The 18975-nt window shown below is 44.5% G+C and carries 13 protein-coding genes; all 13 read left to right on the plus strand.

Annotated elements, in window-relative coordinates:
• Positions 1 to 23 precede the first annotated feature (23 nt).
• The 13 genes from rfbA to ACT3UM_RS06745 all read left to right on the plus strand — a co-directional run bounded on the left by rfbA (position 24) and on the right by ACT3UM_RS06745 (position 18954).
• Complete coding sequence (rfbA, locus tag ACT3UM_RS06685; RefSeq protein ID WP_498897247.1) at positions 24 to 908, plus strand: glucose-1-phosphate thymidylyltransferase RfbA; 885 nt, start codon at positions 24 to 26, stop codon at positions 906 to 908.
• Complete coding sequence (gene rfbC / locus ACT3UM_RS06690; protein ID WP_498897249.1) at positions 908 to 1462, plus strand: dTDP-4-dehydrorhamnose 3,5-epimerase; 555 nt, start codon at positions 908 to 910, stop codon at positions 1460 to 1462. The genes rfbA and rfbC overlap by 1 nt, the downstream gene beginning before the upstream one ends.
• A 654-nt stretch (positions 1463 to 2116) precedes the next feature.
• On the plus strand, positions 2117 to 2524 hold the full coding sequence (locus ACT3UM_RS06695) for an RT0821/Lpp0805 family surface protein (RefSeq protein WP_498897251.1): 408 nt from the start codon (positions 2117 to 2119) through the stop codon (positions 2522 to 2524).
• Positions 2524 to 4275, plus strand: coding sequence for a polysaccharide biosynthesis/export family protein (locus tag ACT3UM_RS06700; protein ID WP_498897253.1), 1752 nt, complete (start codon positions 2524 to 2526; stop codon positions 4273 to 4275). Before ACT3UM_RS06695 ends, ACT3UM_RS06700 begins: the two co-directional genes overlap by 1 nt.
• A 137-nt stretch (positions 4276 to 4412) precedes the next feature.
• Complete coding sequence (locus ACT3UM_RS06705) at positions 4413 to 5225, plus strand: ABC transporter permease (RefSeq protein WP_498897255.1); 813 nt, start codon at positions 4413 to 4415, stop codon at positions 5223 to 5225.
• Between the two features lie 3 nt (positions 5226 to 5228).
• Positions 5229 to 6329, plus strand: a complete 1101-nt coding sequence (locus tag ACT3UM_RS06710) for a KpsE/RkpR family capsule polysaccharide export protein (RefSeq protein ID WP_498897257.1) — start codon at positions 5229 to 5231, stop codon at positions 6327 to 6329.
• Positions 6330 to 6381: 52 nt separating this feature from the next.
• On the plus strand, positions 6382 to 7815 hold the full coding sequence (locus tag ACT3UM_RS06715; RefSeq protein ID WP_498897654.1) for an MBL fold metallo-hydrolase RNA specificity domain-containing protein: 1434 nt from the start codon (positions 6382 to 6384) through the stop codon (positions 7813 to 7815).
• Positions 7816 to 7838: 23 nt separating this feature from the next.
• Positions 7839 to 9110 carry a four helix bundle protein gene (locus ACT3UM_RS06720; RefSeq protein WP_498897656.1) on the plus strand — a complete coding sequence of 424 codons (1272 nt, stop codon included), beginning with the start codon at positions 7839 to 7841 and terminating at the stop codon, positions 9108 to 9110.
• 301 nt (positions 9111 to 9411) lie between these two features.
• Entirely contained in the window at positions 9412 to 12015 is a 2604-nt protein-coding gene (locus ACT3UM_RS06725; protein ID WP_498897259.1) for a hypothetical protein, read from the plus strand.
• A complete protein-coding gene (locus tag ACT3UM_RS06730; RefSeq protein WP_498897261.1) occupies positions 12012 to 13661 on the plus strand; it encodes a hypothetical protein in 1650 nt (549 codons plus the stop codon). Before ACT3UM_RS06725 ends, ACT3UM_RS06730 begins: the two co-directional genes overlap by 4 nt.
• Entirely contained in the window at positions 13654 to 15933 is a 2280-nt protein-coding gene (locus tag ACT3UM_RS06735; protein ID WP_498897263.1) for a hypothetical protein, read from the plus strand. The genes ACT3UM_RS06730 and ACT3UM_RS06735 overlap by 8 nt, the downstream gene beginning before the upstream one ends.
• A 68-nt stretch (positions 15934 to 16001) precedes the next feature.
• On the plus strand, positions 16002 to 18056 hold the full coding sequence (locus tag ACT3UM_RS06740; protein WP_498897265.1) for a glycosyltransferase: 2055 nt from the start codon (positions 16002 to 16004) through the stop codon (positions 18054 to 18056).
• Between the two features lie 61 nt (positions 18057 to 18117).
• Entirely contained in the window at positions 18118 to 18954 is an 837-nt protein-coding gene (locus tag ACT3UM_RS06745) for an alpha/beta hydrolase (RefSeq protein ID WP_498897267.1), read from the plus strand.
• Positions 18955 to 18975: the final 21 nt, after the last annotated feature.

Genomic DNA, 18975 nt, shown 5'->3' on the forward strand with positions numbered 1-18975 from the left:
AGCAATAAAAAGGAGCAATAATCATGCAACGTAAAGGCATCATTTTAGCGGGGGGCAGCGGAACTCGCCTGCATCCCATCACGCGCGGTGTTTCCAAGCAACTGCTGCCTATTTACGATAAGCCGATGATCTATTACCCCGTCTCGGTACTCATGCTGGCAGGCATTCGAGAAATCCTGATCATCTCCACACCCGAAGACCTGCCCCAATACAAGAACCTGTTGGGCAATGGCGACTCCTTCGGCGTTCGCTTTGAATACGCCGCTCAGCCCAGCCCAGACGGCCTCGCCCAAGCGTTTCTTATTGGCGAAGAGTTCATCGGCGATGCGCCGGTGTGTCTGGTGCTGGGCGACAATATCTTCCACGGCCAGCACTTTTCCGACCAGTTGAAGCGTGCCTCTGACCAAGCCAGCGGCGCTACGGTGTTTGGTTACCTGGTCAAAGACCCTGAGCGTTTCGGCGTAGTGGAGTTCGACGAAGATGGCACAGCGGTCTCGATCGAAGAGAAACCTGCCAAGCCCAAATCACCCTACGCAGTCACCGGCCTCTACTTCTACGACAACGACGTGGTTGAAATTGCCCAACAGGTGAAACCCTCTGAGCGCGGTGAACTTGAAATTACCAGTGTCAATAACGCCTATCTAGAGCGTGGCGACCTGCGCGTTGAACGGTTAGGCCGCGGTTTTGCATGGCTAGACACCGGCACCCACGACAGCCTGCTGGAAGCCAGCCAGTACGTGCAAACCATTGAGCACCGACAAGGCCTGAAAGTCGCCTGCTTAGAAGAGATCGCCTGGCAGCAAGGCTGGCTAACCGATGAAGCGCTGCGCGAAAGCGCCACTGCGCTAGCCAAAACCGGCTATGGCCAATACCTGTTACACCGTCTAGATGCGGAAGGGAGCCACTAATGCTTGTTGAAAAAACCGCGTTGCCCGAAGTAGTGATTTTAACCCCCAAGGTATTTGGCGACGAACGCGGGTTCTTTATGGAAAGTTTTAATCAGCAGGCCTTCGAGCAGGCCACCGGCTGTAAGCGAAACTTTGTGCAAGACAACCACTCCCGCTCACGCCAAGGGGTGCTGCGCGGCATTCACTACCAGCTAGAGCGGCCCCAGGGCAAGCTGGTGCGTGTAGCGCACGGAAGCGTGTGGGATTTAGCTGTCGATTTACGCCGCGACTCAGCACAGTTTGGTCAGTGGGTAGGTGTCGAACTCTCCGCTGAAAACAATCGGCAACTGTGGGTGCCCGAAGGCTTTGGCCACGCCTTTGTGGTGATGTCTGAAACGGCTGACTTTCTCTACAAGACCACTGATTTCTACCACCCTGAATCAGAGCGCTGCATTCGCTTTGACGACCCGGAGCTAGCCATCGAATGGCCTGAACTGCCGGTACCGTTTGCGCTTTCAGAAAAAGACCAGGCGGGTAGCGCGTTCAAGTCAGCGGACGTATATAAATCCCTTTAAATTTTTAAAAAAGTAGTAATAAAGCATTACGTGTAATGCCTGAATTTAGACATTAAGCAACGCCTATAATGTATCTCAGGCATCACATTGACGAGTGTTAGGTGTACTGCAAAGGTATCTGTCATGGGGCGAAATATACACAGCATTGGCCAAATGGTGAACGTCAATCAAAAGTACCAGTATGCTATCGATTCGCAGGCCTAAAGGTGGATCACTCAGCTCTCTCAGCTTGAATGACCCAGCAATAACAGCGCCTCGCCTGTTGAATGGTAGAAGAGCCTAAAAAAGATGTGCTAGGAAGCGGAATAGCAATCAAATTTCTCAGCTTTGCTGAGTAAATAGCTAGGCCTGCGTTAAAAGTTGCGCTAGCCTGATGAGCAGTTGGCGGTGAAAGAATTTGGTCACTAGAAATCCATGGCTTTATAAGCTATTTAGTTATACTGCTAAGTGAAATGAATTGCTTGTACAAGGTTTGTTGAACTAGAGCCTCGGCAGTTAATCCCCTACAATAGGCGAAAGGTGCAAAAAACTATTTAGAGTAAGTACCTAATTTAGTTAGCGCACCATCACTTTTAGCCGCGCAGAAGGATAGGGCAAGGGAATACGCCCGTTACAATCCCTGGGCGGTAGCGTGCTTTTAATTTGGAATCAATTATGCCAGTATCCCAACGTTCAATGGTACCGCCAGCTCGCATGCTGCTAGCGGCGCTGGGTTTAGTCATTGTTAGCGGCTGTGCCTCATATCCATCTAGCTATTCGCAGCAAGAAGCACAGTATGTGCTAAACAATGATCCTGCCACGCTGCTCCAAAATGAAAACCTTAACAACTTCTTATCCCAAGCACCCGCAGGCGGAGTGTTACACCTTGCCAAGAGCCCGTGGGGCGATAACGTTGAAATCATAGTTGATGAGGCGTATCTAGCCGCCAGTGGGCGTGAATGCCGCAAGCTACAAATTGTCGAGGTGTCGAGCAACGCGGGTCGCAGTGGGCTTGTGTGTAAAACACCTAATGGCTGGGTGAACCAAAGGGTTGTGGCAAAAATATCTCAGGGACGCAATTAATGAACGTTAATTTCATGCTCAATAGCGCGTCGCTTCTATTCAATCGCGTTTCGTTAAAAAAATCTCTCGCTACTGCTTCCACCGCTTTAATTGTTGCGCTTGCAAGCTCTAGCGCATGGGCGCAATCGCTTAGCCTATCCGACAGCATGCTACAGCAGCAGGGGGGGCAGAGGGCTGAGCAACAGGGAGAAGTTGATGATTCGCCGCGTGCGGACTGGCGTAGTGGCACCTACGGCCCAGTTTCGATGCCGCTTCAAGACCCAGAAGCCTTGCCTCCTTTTGGCGCCAATTTATTTAGCGGTGGTTTCCGTGGTGCTATGGGGGATGGCTTAAATCCCGATTACCGTATCAAGCCCGGCGATCAGGTTACAGTTCGCGCCTGGGGAGCCTTTGAGCTTGACCGTGTGCTACCGGTAGATGCCCAGGGCAATATTTTCATACCTGGCTCTGGCCCGTTAAATGTGGAAGGGCAAAATAGCCAAGAAGTGGATGGCAGTGTGCGTAGTGCCATTACCGCGGTTTATCCCGACAACGTAGAGGTCTACACGAATCTGCAAGGCGTACAACCGGTGGCGGTATATGTTACTGGCTATGTGGAAAATCCTGGTCGTTATGCAGGTACACCCAACGACTCGCTACTTTATTTTTTAGATCAATCAGGTGGTATCGATCAAGACTTAGGCAGTTACCGAAAAGTGCGTGTAGTGCGCGACGAGCAAACCGTTGCCACTGTTGATCTTTACGATTTTCTACTCAATGGCAGTATTGCCCGCCCTCAGTTCCAGGATGGTGATACCATTGTCGTGGAAGAGCGCGGTCCCGCGATTGCCGTAGGCGGCGATGTGCACCGAGAGCACCGCTACGAACTGATAGGCAACCAGCTAAGTGGCGCCGAATTAGTCAACTTGGCGCGGTTAAAGAGTGGGGTTTCCCATGTGTTGTTACGCGGTGACCGAGAAAAAGGCCCCATAGCGCAATACTTCCCAATCGACATGTTTGCAGGCCAAATCATTCGTAGCGGTGATGAAGTGCAGTTCAGTGCTGACCAGCGCAGCGAAACCATCGTGGTGGAAGTAGAGGGTAGTTACTATGGTCCCTCACGCTATGCCTTGCCGAGAGATGCCCGTTTAAGCGAACTGTTAGACGCTATTGCCGTACCAGAAAATATGACCGCGGTAGAGAGCATTTCAATACAGCGGGAAAGCGTAAAAGAGCAACAGGCACAGTCGCTTGAAGACAGCCTTCGACGCCTGGAGACCACCTACCTGGGTGCACCTTCAAATACCAATGAAGAAGCTCAAATTCGTGTACAAGAAGCCGAGCTAATCCAAGACTTCATTTCCCGCGCTAGTGAGCTAGAGCCTAGTGGTCGTTTAGTGGTAGCCCACAATGACCGCATCTCCGATATTCGCCTTCAAGATGGCGATGTGGTTACGATTCCAGAAATCAGTGATTCCATGCTGATCAGCGGAGAAGTGTTGGTACCCCAAGCCGCTGTTTACCGCCCCGGCATGAGCGTGATCGATTATATTGAAGGTGCCGGTGGCTTTACCGAACGTGCAGATGACGACCACATTTTAGTGGTGCGCCAAAATGGCGCCGTTGAAAACGCCCGCAATGTTAACCTACGGCCTGGCGATGAAATCCTTGTGATGCCTGCTCCTCCCACGCACAATCTTCAATTAGCCTCCACGATTACTCAAATTCTTTATCAAGTGGCGGTCGCCACTCGCGTAGCGGTTGATCTGTAATCTGGGGGGAGTAGTGAGTCGTTAATAGTGAATCGTGAATCGTGGTTCTATTTTCAACTCATGATTCATAGCTCACCTCCAAAATTGAGTGAAGCGACGCAGGAACACACTTTGTATTTCTCTATAGAAGTAGTGTTATGGATAACGTAAACAGCGGGCCGCGACGTGCGCGCACGCCGTGGCAGGTGACGCGCAGCGTGTGGTACGCCATGTTTATGCGCGAAGCTATTTCACGCACCATGGCTGACCGCATGGGCTGGTTCTGGATGATTTTTGAGCCCGTTGCGCTAGTGGGGATTATGGTGGCTATCCGCAGTTTCATACGCGGCGGTGGTGCTCTCATTGTAAACGCACCCTTTATTCCCTGGTTAATAACAGGCTTGATGGGCTTCTTCCTGGTGCGTGAGGGTATGCAACGAGGAATGGGCGCCATTGATGGCAACAAAGCACTGTTTGCCTACCGTCAGGTGAGTCCAGTAGATCCCGTCCTAGTACGTAACTTTCTGGAAGGCATGCTACGCAGTTTTGTCTTTCTGATTTTTATCGGCGGTGGCTTGATGTTAGGCCTAGAAATGTACCCAGACAACGCTATTCGCGCTATAGGGGGATGGCTTTCACTATGGAGCTTGGGTTTAGGCCTTGGGTTGGTGGTTTCGGTGGCCGCGACGTTAGTGCCAGAAATAGGTAAAATCATTCGTATGATATCACTCCCTCTAATGATTTTATCCGGGGTTATTTTTCCGTTAAATACAATGCCGCACTGGCTGCTTGAATACTTAATGCTTAATCCTATTCCTCATGGTTTAGAAACACTACGCCTTGGTTTTTTCGAAAATTACCAAGTAGTCCATGGTACTAGTATGCTCTATTTTTGGCTGTTTACATTCACACTCATTGCCCTGGGGCTTTTAATGCACCTACGCTTTTCTGATCGTTTAAAGGCAAAATAATCCATGCAACGTTCTTTACCCCGTTTTGTTAAAAAGTCGCCGCACTGGGTCGTGGCATTGATTGCAATTGCAGTGGTTTCATTCTATTGGTTCGTTTGGGCTGAAGAGCGTTACGTTTCTCGTGCGACATTTGTACTTGAAAGCCCTCAAGTTGCTTCACCAGAGTTTAGTTTGTCTTCACTAATAGGCGGAGGAGGAAGCGGTAATACTCACGATCTACTGTTGCTACGTGAGCACTTACTCTCTGTGGATATGCTGCGTCGTCTAGATGAAGAACTCAATATCCGCCAACATTATACGGAACACGGTGATTTTTTTGCCAAACTTGGCGACCGCGATGCCCCTATCGAAGATCTGCATAAATACTACCTGCGTCGGGTAGAAGTAGAGCTTGATGAGTACGCTGGCGTGTTAAATATCTATGTACAGGGTTATACGCCTGAATTCGCCCACCAAATGACAACTTTGCTGCTAGAAGAAGGTGAAGAGCATATGAATGAAATGGGGCACAGGCTGGCTGAAGAGCAGGTAAATTTTCTAGAGCAGCAAATGGTGCGCCTCGATGAACGCTTTACCGAAACACGTAAAGCATTACTAGAGTATCAAAATGAGTATGGGTTGGTGTCGCCAACAGATACTGTAACGAGCATTAACCAAGTAGTGTCTACGCTAGAAGCAGATTTAGCCCGCTTGCAAGCTCAGCGCAACGCACTTTCCAGTTTTCAAAGCGCTCAATCTCCTGAGTTGCGCCAAGTGGAGCGTAATATTACCGCGCTACGCGATCAAATTGTTGAGCAGCGAGATCGGATAGCCCAGGCATCGGGTGACTCGCTAAACAGTGTTTCAGCTGAATATGAAACCCTTGAACTGCAAGCGCAGTTTGCGCAAGAAACCTACTCCAGTGCTCTAGCCGCGCTTGAGAACACACGGCTTGAAGCCGCACGTCAGCTAAAGCAAATCAGCGTGCTGCAAAGCCCGTTAATGCCAGAATATCCCACAAAACCTGACAGGCTCTATAACAGCAGCGTATTCGCCATTATCACGATCTTTCTCGCGTTTATCCTTAGCATGCTGATCATGATCATCAAAGATCACCGCGATTAAGCTTGGTATGGTGAATAGTGCCACTCGCCACTCGCCACTCACTACTCACAACATGCCCGACATCATTCATCACGGCGGCGCCACTGGCGTTACCGGTAGCTGCCACCAATTGCTGCTCAACCGCCACGAATCGCTGCTGGTGGATTGCGGTCTCTTTCAAGGCGAAGATGCCTTGGAAGATAGCTTCGAACAACTGCAGATTGAATTCGATATCAGCACGGTTAAAGCGCTCATTATCACCCACGTACACATCGACCACGTAGGTAGGCTACCCTACCTGCTGGCCGCTGGGTTCACCGGGCCCATTATCTGCTCGATCCCCACAGCCAAACTCCTACCGCTAGTGATAGAAGACGCGCTAAAAGTCGGTTTTACCCGTAATGCTCAACTAATTGAACGTTTTCAAGCGCAGCTTGAAAAGCAGATTGTTAGCGTGCCTTACGGCGAATGGCATAAAGTAGTAAGCGACCACTACGGCGATAAAGCCGGGAAAGAGTCAAGTGAAGCAGTCGGCATTACCCGCGTAAAACTAAAACGGGCAGGACATATTCTCGGCTCCAGCTACGTAGAGGTGAGTTACCAAGACGCTAAGACCAGCGAAAAAGAGCGTATCGTATTTTCTGGCGATCTAGGCGCTCCCTATGCACCACTGTTACCTGCGCCGCAATCTCCCTTCGGCTGCAATCAACTAGTACTTGAAAGCACTTACGGAAACCGTCGACATCCAGACCGCCGCCAGCGACGTGCTACTTTAAAAGCCGCCGTGGAGCAAGCACTAGCCAACGGTGGCACGGTGATGGTACCAGCGTTCAGTATTGGCCGAACACAAGAACTACTTTATGAATTAGAAACCATTATTTACCAAGCGCGCTCAGCGCAGTGGAAGTCACTGGAAATCATTGTAGACTCGCCGCTAGCCGCACGCTTCACTCACGTTTACCGCGAGCTAAAACCCTATTGGGATAAAGAAGCGCAGCGTCGTCTGCGTAGTGGGCGCCACCCGCTAAACTTTGCCAGCCTGTATACTGTGGACAGTCACGCAGAACATGAGCAAACCGTTGCTTATCTGGCTAAAACAGGTCGCCCCGCCATTGTTATTGCTGCCAGTGGCATGTGCGCAGGCGGGCGCATTATGAACTACCTCAAAGCCATGCTAAGCGATGAACGCCACCAAGTGCTCTTTGTGGGCTACCAAGGGGCAGGCACGCCAGGGCGAGATATTCAACAATACGGCCCGCAGGGAGGCTGGGTAGCCATAGACGGCCAACGCATTGATATCAAAGCAGGTGTTTCCACCATCAGCGGTTATTCCGCTCACGCAGATCAAAAAAACCTGATTAACTTTGTTAAACGCATGCGCAGCTGGCCCCATACCATTCGCCTAGTACACGGAGAACAAGCCGCCCGCGCCGCGCTTAAAGTTGAACTTGAGGCCATGTATGCCCGAAAAGGCAAAGAAGTTAGGGTGGTGAGTGGTGAGTGGTGAGTGGTGAGTGGTGAGTTGGAGTCATCAGGAAGCATCAGGAGCTAAGGGTTTGGCAGCAAGCCATGGATCTGGTAGAGCTATCCTATCAAGTAACTGCAGAATTCCCCGATGATGAGAAATATGGACTTACAGTTCAGTTACGTAGAGCTACTATTTCAATTCCAAGCAATATCGCCGAAGGCGCCGCAAGAGGTAGCACGCAAGAATTTATCCGCTTCCTTTACATATACCAAGGTTCGTTGAGCGAGCTAGCAACACAGCTACTCATAGCAAACCGCCTGAACTATCTAGATGATGTATCTTCGATCATAAATAACATTCAGCAAATCTCAGCCCAGCTCGGTGGCTTAATCAAACACCTAAAGAGACGGCGAATTCTGAGCCCTCAAGAATTTTCTATTCACCATTCACGAATTAAAAAAATGATTGAAATCAATAACCTATTCAAGCGCTATCACAATCACCATGGCAGTGACTGGGTATTGAAAGACATTAATTTGAGCTTTCCTCAGGGCGTTAGTGTGGGCCTGATTGGTGCCAACGGTGCGGGTAAATCTACGCTTTTACGTTTGGTTGCTGGTATGGATAAACCCGACCGCGGTGAAGTGATTCGCTATAGCCGTGTTTCTTGGCCTGTCGGCCTATCTGGTGGTATGCAAGGCAATATGACTGGTCGGCAGAACGTAAAATTTGTTGCGCGCGTACAAGGCAGTGGCTCTGAAGAGGTTAAACGAGTCATCAAATTTGTAGAAGACTTTGCAGAAATAGGCCCCGCCTTCGATGAACCAATTCGCACTTATTCATCGGGTATGAAATCGCGGATCTCGTTCGGCCTTTCACTCGCCTTTGACTTTGATGTTTACATCTCGGACGAAGCAACCGCCGTGGGTGACCGGGCCTTTAAGGCAAAAGCCAAAGAGCTATTTAATTCCAAAGTGGGCGTCGCCTCGCTAATTATGGTGTCTCATTCTGAAGGCATTCTGAAAGACTTTTGCCAGGCGGGAGTCTACCTTAAAAGCGGTAACGCCTACTGGTACGACGATATCAATGCAGCTATTGCCGCTTACCACTCAGACGTTGATGAAAAGAAACGCAACGCTGAACTGCCAAAAGACCTAGTAGGCGCCCGTAAATATTTACAAGCGTGTCACGCTGATTTAAAAGTGGCCCAAGAGGCGCTCTCCGATGCAAAAGTGCAGGACGACAAAGCAGCAATTGCCGTTGCGAAAAAGGCCGTAAATGAAGCAGGCAGCAGAGCCAAAGACGCGCGAAATAATTTAGACACATTGAAGTAGCTATTTTTATTTTAAAATTAGTGTAAATCTACTCACGGTGCTGTGTCGTACTAAAAAATTTAATTCTAGTTGCAATGTTTTAATGATAATGGCTTTAGAATAAAATTGCGTTCACCATGGTTTCATTAAAATAGCTATCTAACAAAGGAACAAAGCCGCACTTTATCCGTGTCAAGGTGCCAGAGAAATTTCATTCAACAGCGTAACAGTATATGACGCCTACAAGTGATGAAAATGAAGACAGTTATCCTTAAGCAAAAAAATTAACAGCTATTTGAATACAGTAAGGAGCTAATACATAATGCCTCTGGTGATCTACTTGGGATGGCACGTTTTTGAGCGTGACGGTAGTAAATTAAAGCCATCTGAAAAGGCACCGCTAACCTTGCCAATGCTGACAAAAGATTCAGAAGCGCTGAAACAAGGAGGTTCCCTGGCACTGGAAACACTTAGCGAGGCCAGAGAGCCACTCGAAACGTGGTTAGCCCAAAATGCTGAACATCAAGTGATACTAGTATGGCTTCAGCCAAATGCATACGTTGCTGCTTGTCTAACGCATGGTGAAAAACCAGAAGGTGCAATTAAACAATGGCAGGAAATTGCCAAACCAGCACTTGGATTATTCCGCAGCTACCGCCGCCAAGTGACCATGTTGGGAGCCGCGCCTGGTGAGCAGTTAGAAGAAATAGCAAGCACCAAAGTAGTGGATATCGAGAGTTTTATTCAGCCAAAGACGGCTATTTTTCCACTGTATAAACTAACTGCAGAGCAAATAGTTAGTAATCATCAGCCACTACAACAAACATTAGCTTATTTAAACGCAAGTAGCGAGGCATGCAGCTTCTCTAACCAACAACCTTCATCGCTATCGCTAGATATTTTAGAGAGCATACAGCAGCTTGAGTCTGAGAATGAAAAAGCGATAGCTCGAGAAAAAAAAAGTGAATCTGCACATAAAGCAGCGGTAGAAAAATTAAAGGAAGCGGAAAAATCGATTACTGTCCTCACCGAGGAGCGAGATACCCATAGCAGCGCGCTAACGGATGAAAAAGCCCAACATCAGCAAACAAAGACGTCCTTGCAGAGTGCTGAGAGTAAAATTCAAACCCTGACCAAGCAGGTCGAGCATGATCATCATGAACAAGAGCTATTAACGGCTGAGCTGCATACGGTTCAAGAATCACTTGAAGCCGCCGAGCGACGTCATAAGAGCGATGAAATTGCACTTAAAAAAGCGTATGAACAACGTGACGCGCATAGCAGCGCGCTAACGGATGAAAAAGCCCAACATCAGCAAACAAAGACGTCCTTGCAGAGTGCTGAGAGTAAAATTCAAACCCTGACCAAGCAGGTCGAGCGTGATCATCATGAACAAGAGCTATTAACGGCTGAGCTACATACGGTTCAAGAATCACTTGAAGCCGCCGAGCGGCATCATAAGAGCGATGAAATTGCACTTAAAAAAGCGTATGAACAACGTGACGCGCATAGCAGCGCGCTAACGGATGAAAAAGCCCAACACCAGCAAACAAAGACATCCTTGCAGAGTGCTGAGAGTAAAATTCAAACCCTGACCAAGCAGGTCGAGCGTGATCATCATGAACAAGAGCTATTAACGGCTGAGCTGCATACGGTTCAAGAATCACTTGAAGCCGCCGAGCGACGTCATAAGAGCGATGAAGCTGCACTCAAAAAAGCGTATGAACAACGTGACGTGCATAGCAGAGCGTTAACGGATGAAAAAGCCCAACATCAGCAAGCAAGAGCATCCTTGCAGAGTGCTGAGAGTAAAATTCAAACCCTGACCAAGCAGGTCGAGCGTGATCATCATGAACAGGAGCTATTAACGGCTCAGTTGCATACAGTGCAAGAGTCGCTTGAAGCCGCCGAGCGGCGTCATAAGAGCGATGAAGCTGCACTGACAAAAGCGTATCAGCAACGTGACACCTATCGCATCGCGCTAACGGATGAAAAAGATCAACATCAGAAAACGAGCGTATCTTTACAGCGTGGAAAAGAAGAAAGTTATAAACTAGAAAAACAATTAGATCTAAGTCGGCAAGAGTATCAATTGCTGCTGGATCAGTTGCACTCAGCCCAAGAAAATTTGGAGGCAGTCACTCTTCTTGCGAAAGAAAATGAAGGCAAGATCGACCACTATGAGCGACAGTTAAAAGAGCAACAGCTTTTTTTACTAGAAGAAAAAAATAAGTATCAAAACGTAGCAAACACGTTGCAAGATACAGAGAAGAAACTGCAGCATCTACAACAACAATATGAAAATGAGAGCAAGCATAAGAAACAGTTAAAAGTTCAGCTGCAAAAAGTGAAAAGGGGAGCGGAGCAAAAAGAACTTCAAATTGTTAAGCAGGTTTCACAGTTGAGAAAAGAGAAAGACCTGCTATTGGAGCAGTTACACAGTGCTCAAGAATCACTCGAAAAGAGATATTTTCAACAAAAAAATGCTCAAACAGCTGAAATTATAAGACTTGAAGAAGAATTAAAAGCTCACGATCTCAAGCATCAACAAGAGATGCACTACCTACAAAGTGTTATTACATGGCTACGTGCAAATGCATATCGCCATGTAGTGGTTGCTTATCGCTACAGTAAAACTTACAAAAAAATGCTGCCAGAGTTAGTAAGATTATTAGAATCAAGTGAGTATTTTGATGCTGATTGGTATAAAGAGCAGTATAAAGATATTGCAGAAGCGAATGTAAATCCAGCTGAGCACTTTATCAAGTATGGAGCATTAGAAGGGCGAAACCCTAGTATTCATTTTGATACAGAAAGCTATCTAGCCAATAATAATGATGTTGCAATATCGGGCCAGCATCCACTGGTTCATTATTTACGCTATGGTGTATTCGAGGAACGTATCACGAAGCAGGAGAGCCTATGATGACCAGTACACATATGCCTTTTTTAGTGCTTATTGGCCCGCTTCGTGATGAGAGTAAAGAGCTGATTGAACAAACGTTGCTGACTAGTGTAATCATAAGCACAGTTTATTCAGATTTAGAGCCTGTTAACCAAGAACATATCGAGCATATTGATGCTAATTTAAACCTTAGTAGCGGTAAACAGCTCTACTACGTTTATAATTTAGCTGAATTTAACAGTCTATCGCCAGCAACGGGTTTAAAAGAACTTTACCCAGGGTTACGTCTAAAAAAGAAAAGTAAAGTTGAAACGCAAACATTGAAGCAACTGCTTGAGGGGAAAAACAGGTCTCTTGAAGGGATGCAGCAGTTGATACTGGAACAGCCCGAACAGGCGCTTGCTTTACTGGAGTCTTGGGAGACAGAAGGCCTTCTTGAAGCGCTTGAAACACTGTACGTGCGCTCAAGCCCAACTAGCTTATACGAGGGTATGCCAACACATCATGAGTTAATAGCGTGGTGTGAAAAGCAAGGCTTCGAAATAAAAGATGAGCAAGAAATAGCTAAAAGTTTAGATCCAGAATTTTCACTACTATGCTTTAAGCGGGCCAAGTTGTACTCAAAACTAAAAACTGCAAAAGCTGATGTCGCGAGCCTAAAAGCCGAGCGCGATAGTTTGAAAAAACAGCTGGATGAAGTTCTCAAAGAGCTACCAGTTGTAAAAGAGAACTACGCAAAATCTTTGACCTCCCTTGAAACGTATAAAAAGCAGGCGGCTGAAAGTGTTAGTAAGTTAGAAAAAATGCAAGCTGAGAATGAAGTGCTGAATTCAACATGCAGTAAAGTCAAGAGTGATCATGAGAAATTAAAAGAAGCGTATGAACCGTTAAAGCAAGAATGTAGTGAGCTTAAAAAGCGTCGGACAGAGCTAAAAAAACAACTAGAAATTGCTCAGGAAAATACTTCTGAGTTAATGGAAAATTGTGAGAAAAATTCTATATCGCTAGAGAAGTATAAGCAGTTAAATGAAAAAAACTCTGAGCAGTTGAATAAAATACAATTAGATCATAAGGCCCTTAATGACATGCATCTTGAGTTAACGCAGCAATTTGACGAATTAAAGAAAGCATATGACCCCTTGAAAGAAGAATGTAACCACCTGAAGAAACGTCGCGACGAGTTAAAAAAACAATTGGCTACAGCTGAGGAAGCTGCGACAACGCTCCAAGAGAAGTATAAAAAAATAAATACTGAACTAGCTGAAAAAGCAACGCTAGCAATTAACTCAGAAACACAGCTTAAAAAGCTTAAAGGTGAGCATTCATCACTTAGCGATGATCATCAAAAAATTAAGAAAGAGCTTGAAGGTATAAAAAATAAGTGTGTTGAAAGTCAGCGAGAAGTGGAAAAGTTGCAAAAGGAGTGTAGTGAGCTTAATCAACAGCTAGAGCATCTTCATGGCTTAGAAAATATACAGGTTGAACGTGATCGCTATGCTGAACAGGCCTTGGATCGCCAGCAGCAGGTGCATGCACTGCAGCGCGAAAATCAAAAAATACAACGTGAAAACCAACAGTTACATCACCGTCAGAACCAGTTGCACAACGAGCTTATTAAAGCAGAAGCCCATGTAGAAATGATCAAAGGGCTAATGCTAGATGGTTAATAATATTCGTAACGCCAATAAAGAAAAGGAAGATCAACTTCAATCCTCCAAACTACGCGTATTTCAAAGTGAGCCAGCATTGCCCGCGGCACAACAAACACAATGGCAGTTTGGGGATTGGATCAGCTTACAGTCCCTTTCTCTTCAGGATATAGAGCAAGTAGAGGCAAAAACTCAGTTAGCACTTATTGTTGCAGTTGCACATTTGCAATCAGGAAACAGTGATCAAGCCAAACGGTATGTACAGCAGGCACGCGAATGGGGTGCCGGTCAGGAACTCTGTATACGTATATTAGCCTCTGGTGCATATAATGCTTTGGGTCGAGCGTCGCTAACATTAAACGATGTACATAGGGCAACTGACCATTTTGGGCATTCCATTGGTTTAGGTACTCCAGGTACGGACTCAAGGTTGATAATGCCGATACGTCTGGCTCATCAGTCGATGCAGTTAGGTACAATGACAGACCAAATTGATGGTTGGAGTTTGTTGCTAGCACAAAGCCAGCCTGTACAGTCAGCTCTGAGTTATGATGATGGTAACAGCTATCCATTAATACACTCATTATTGAAAAAGCTTAATCAGCTTCTACAGCAAGTGGTCTCAGAAAACTATGATATGTCACTGGATGGTGTAGCTGTTTTCGAGCAAAACGACCCCTTTTTACCAGGCAAACTTGCGCTTGCTCTAGCGTATTGGATCACAGAGCATCCTGCAGGCGAAGCTCTAACGCTTGAGCGTTGCCAGGCATTTCATCAGATTGCAGAGTGGACGCAAAACATTAAGGTGCAAACCTGGGGTATTGATTTTTACTTGCGAGCGTTGTGCATGCTTAAGCAAGCCAACGTGCTTGAAAAATGCGTGAGTGAAGAAAAAATAGTAATACTCAAAAAGCAGTTAGATTGGCGAAGCTTTGTAAATAAAGAAGATTATACGCTAAAGAATAAACCTATCAATTTTTACGGTGTCGCATACAGCATTGCCTATCATCGTTATGAACTGGGTTGGGAAGGGCCAGAGTATTCAGATGCTCTATTGGAAAAAATAGCCGATCACTATCGAGCTGCTGCAGGTGAGTTTGGTTTTGCAGATGAAACCCAAGGCAAGGGGAGATATGATCGATACTCATTTCTGCTAATCGCAGAAATCGCCCACAGGTTTAGGGAAGCAAGGTTACCGTTACCCGATCGGATGAAGAACTGGTTAAAAAATTCAGCTAATTATGTGCTGGTAAATCTCAATCAGCAGGGTGACGGTTTTCAATATGGCCGAAGTATTGGGGCTTACGGCGATACTGCCTTTCTCGAAATTCTTTCGGCAGCAGCATGGTTTGACGTTATTAGTCAAGAAGAACAAGCAATGGCATATCATTTTTGCTGTTTGACTACAAAGAAATTCTTAACCTATTGGTGGGATGAAAAGCGTGGCAGCGTCAACCTTTGGGAAAATGGACGAGTAACGGACAAATATCGCGGTAAACATCGTATCTTAGGTGAAAATTTTAGCTTAATGCACCAGCATATTTTTACTCACCAAGTTTGGAGTAAGTTAGGATTTCATCCTGATCAATGTGATGATAGCTCGTATCAGCAGTGGTTAAGCGAATTACCAAAAGCAACGCTTACTTGGTTTAGTAAGGGAAAACAAGGTGATAGCCAACAGGCAGTACTAACATGGCGAAACGGTGAAGCCATATTTAATATTCCGTTAATCAATGGAGATAAATATTATGACCATAGTCCATATTTGCCTGTTCCCTATTCTAGCCAAGGTGTTAAAGGTATTCCCGATAACCACTCATCATTCCTGATACCTAAAATATTGGAATGCAGCGGTAAGGAGTTGATGCCATTATGCATATTTCAAAATATTGCGTTACAAGAAATTAATGACGGTTACTGTCTGTCCTGGGAAAGCAATGTGTTAACTGAAGTGGGGCTTAATGAGCCTCAGTATACTTCTGATTTTATTGTAAAGACAAGCTATGCATTGCTAACGGATAAAATCTGTAGAAGTGATTTAATAGAAGGGAATTTAGATAAAATTGAAAAGGTAATAACGGAGTGGATTAACCATCCGGAAATTGAAAGTTCGGAAAATGGTAATTTAGTAGTTGAATTTAAGAATTCAGCTTTTAGTAACATAAGTTTCCATAATTATGATGATCTTTTGTCTGATGTGTCAGTTGAAAAAAATAATATATCAAGAGAGCCGTTTCGAGTTGGGTGGAGCCTTTTTTTTAACTGGAACCATAAAAACAAAAGTCCTTAAGGCTTTTTTATTAAAGATTTAGTGCATCAATTTAAACTCAATTTTAAACTAGGGGGCTTGGATAGGTTATGGACTTTAAGCAAGGAAATGAATTTTATCGACAGAAAAAATTCGAACAGGCAGCTTCCTGTTATGTGAAGGCAATTAAAAGTCAACCTGACTTTAAACAGTATTATGTGAACTTAGCGCTTGTTTTGCGCATGATTGAAAGTAAGAATACTGCTGAAACACTCCTTAAAGAAGTGTTGAAAGTGCTAAGAGCTGACACATTGGAAAAAGACATCTCTCTTGTTAAAAAATCGAAATTGGTAAATGGTAAATGGTACCTTGTTGAGTATTCCGTATGGATACCCAATAAGGTGGATCCAGTTCTTCATTACTTAGCAGTAGGTTGGCGAATTGGCCTTAACCCTTGCAAACGCTTTGATAATAATTTTTACTTCGAAAATAATATATTAAAAAACCAAACTAATGATATACCATTACTTCATTATCTTTACGAAGGTAAGGAAAAAGGTTATCAGATTAAAGGAAAAGAAAAAAATGAAACGGCGCAACTAGCTCTCCAGCTGTGGAGTGGTCATTCTAAGGCGGCACTTGATGCGTTTCGAAAAATGTATGAAGATAAAAACGCTGATGGTTCACTACGTTGGGCAGCGTTATGGCAAACAGCACGGTGGGACTTTTTTTGTGGTGATATAGATAAAGCTCTAGCACATGCTAACGAGATGCAAGCAATACCTACTGTGAGCAAAATAAGAAAAGAGACCGTATATTTAAAAACATTTTGCCTATTAGCTTTAGAAAAAAAACAAGAAGCCTACGAAACGTTAACTAGCTATATTGCAGCGAATCCTAATGATGCAGACGCCCGTTTTGCACTAGCGAATACAATAGGTGATGATACACAACGTATCGAGACTATTAATCATGCTTTTGCTATACATGGCTTTTCTGGCATTGAACGTAAAGATAAAAACAAGCCTCTTTCATTTTCTAATGTGGTAGGTTTGCCATTGGCTAAAATAAAAGGAGCTAATAAAGTATCTATTGTTATGCCTATTTACAGCGCTGGTGAGCAAGTCCGTATAGCCATTGATTCATTATTAGCTCAAAGCTATGAAAATATTGAAATTATCGCGGTAGATGACTGCTCCCCAGACAATACATTTGAAGTATTGAAAGCAATAGAAAAACAGGATGAAAGAGTTAAGGCAGTGCAGCCCCCTAAAAATGGTGGCGCATATGCTGCGCGTAATTTTGGGTTAAACTATGTTACCGGTGATTTTGTCACTACCCATGATAGCGATGATTGGTCGCACCCCCAGAAAATTGCATCTCAGGTAGCATATTTAAATGAAAATGCTAAAGTTATGGGCTGTTCTGCCCATTGGATCCGGGCTGTAGATAATTTAGCGTTCACGCAAAACTGGCGTCCAGTAAAATGCTTAATCCACTGGAGTCAGTCTTCTTTTATGTTCCGCAGGGAAGTGCTAGAAACGCTGGGTGGTTGGGATCATGTTCGCATTGGTGGTGATACTGAGTATATTTGGCGTATGCAAGCACATTATGGTGAAGCATCACTTGCAAAAATATATGCTGATACTCCATTAGCATTTGCGTTGGATGAAGAATCTTCACTCACACGCACCAAAGCTACCCATGTGCGAACCGTTTATTTTGGTTTACGTCATATCTACCGTGAAATTTGTAGGTGGTGGCATGCTACTCAAAAGCATTTGCGTATAGACAGTAAAAATACACAACGTCCATTTCCTGCGCCCCGAAGTATGTTTGAAAATTCAAATGAAGCTTTAATATTTGACATCGTTATTGCTGGTGATTTTTCTCGTTTAGAAGACTGCCAAAAGGCTGCTGAACTTATTCGGAACCAGTCGAAACGGAAAGTCGCTTTATTTCACTGGCCAAGCTTCCATAAAGTTCCTGAACCACTTTGTAATCTTTACTTTGAGCTGTTACAGCGAGGTAGTGTAGAGCCTGTAGTAGCTGGTCAAGTGGTTAAATCTAAGACTTATAAAGTCACAGAGAGGGATCTAATCAATTATCCATTAGATAGTTATCCTGATTTTTATAACCTGACTAAATGGGAATTAATTGTTTAATCTCATGAATCATTGTTGCTAGTTTTAACCTATACTATAAATGCAAATTTAAGGACATGTCATGCCTATTCCAAAGTATGCAGGCAAGGTTAGTGCTAAAGATATTCAATCTATGCCTTTTAAATATTTTAATGAAGAAAAATTGGCAGACACACCCTGTCAATATTCTTTGAGTGAAAATGGTTTGCAGTATGATTTTTTATGGTCGCCAAAAAATAAAGGGGGTAAGTTATTTGTTTTATTTTCTGGAGATATTTTAAGGGAAAAAAATGAACCTCCTGTATACCAGCGGTGGAGCTGGGCTCCGTCTTTCCCAGGAAATTGTTTATACATTTCTGATCCATCGCTTAATATGTCAAATAATTTAGGCTTGGCTTGGTACGTAGGTAACAATGAATTAGATCCAATGCATGGCATTGCTAATATAGTTAAAAAAGTATGTGTTCTTTATAATATTGATTATAAAGATGTTGTTTCTTATGGTTCTAGTGGTGGTGGATTTGCAGCAATAAGATTTTTGCTATTTTTTGAAGAAGCAACTGCTGTAGCTATTAATCCGCAAACTAATATTGAAAAATATCATAAATCTAAAGTTAGAGACTTTCTGAGAGAGCTTTTTTCTAACGAAAGTCCAGAAAATGTTTTTTTCGAGCATAGCGATAGAACAAATTTACTAAAATTGTGTGAATCTTTAAAAGATAAGAATATAATTTATGCTCAAAATTTACAGGATTCCTTTCATATTGAAAACCATAAAATTCCATTTTTTGATGAAATTAAACGTGTAGGCGGAGGGCAACGTTTACATGAAATTATTTTTGAAGATGAGGGTGGGCATGGTAAAGCTGAAAATGAATACGTTTTTAATAAAATAATTGATATGTTATCTTTTAATTAATTCAGTAATACTTCATTTTGT

Source organism: Halomonas sp. AOP13-D3-9 (assembly GCF_052379125.1).
In the GTDB taxonomy this organism is placed as follows: Bacteria; Pseudomonadota; Gammaproteobacteria; order Pseudomonadales; family Halomonadaceae; genus Vreelandella.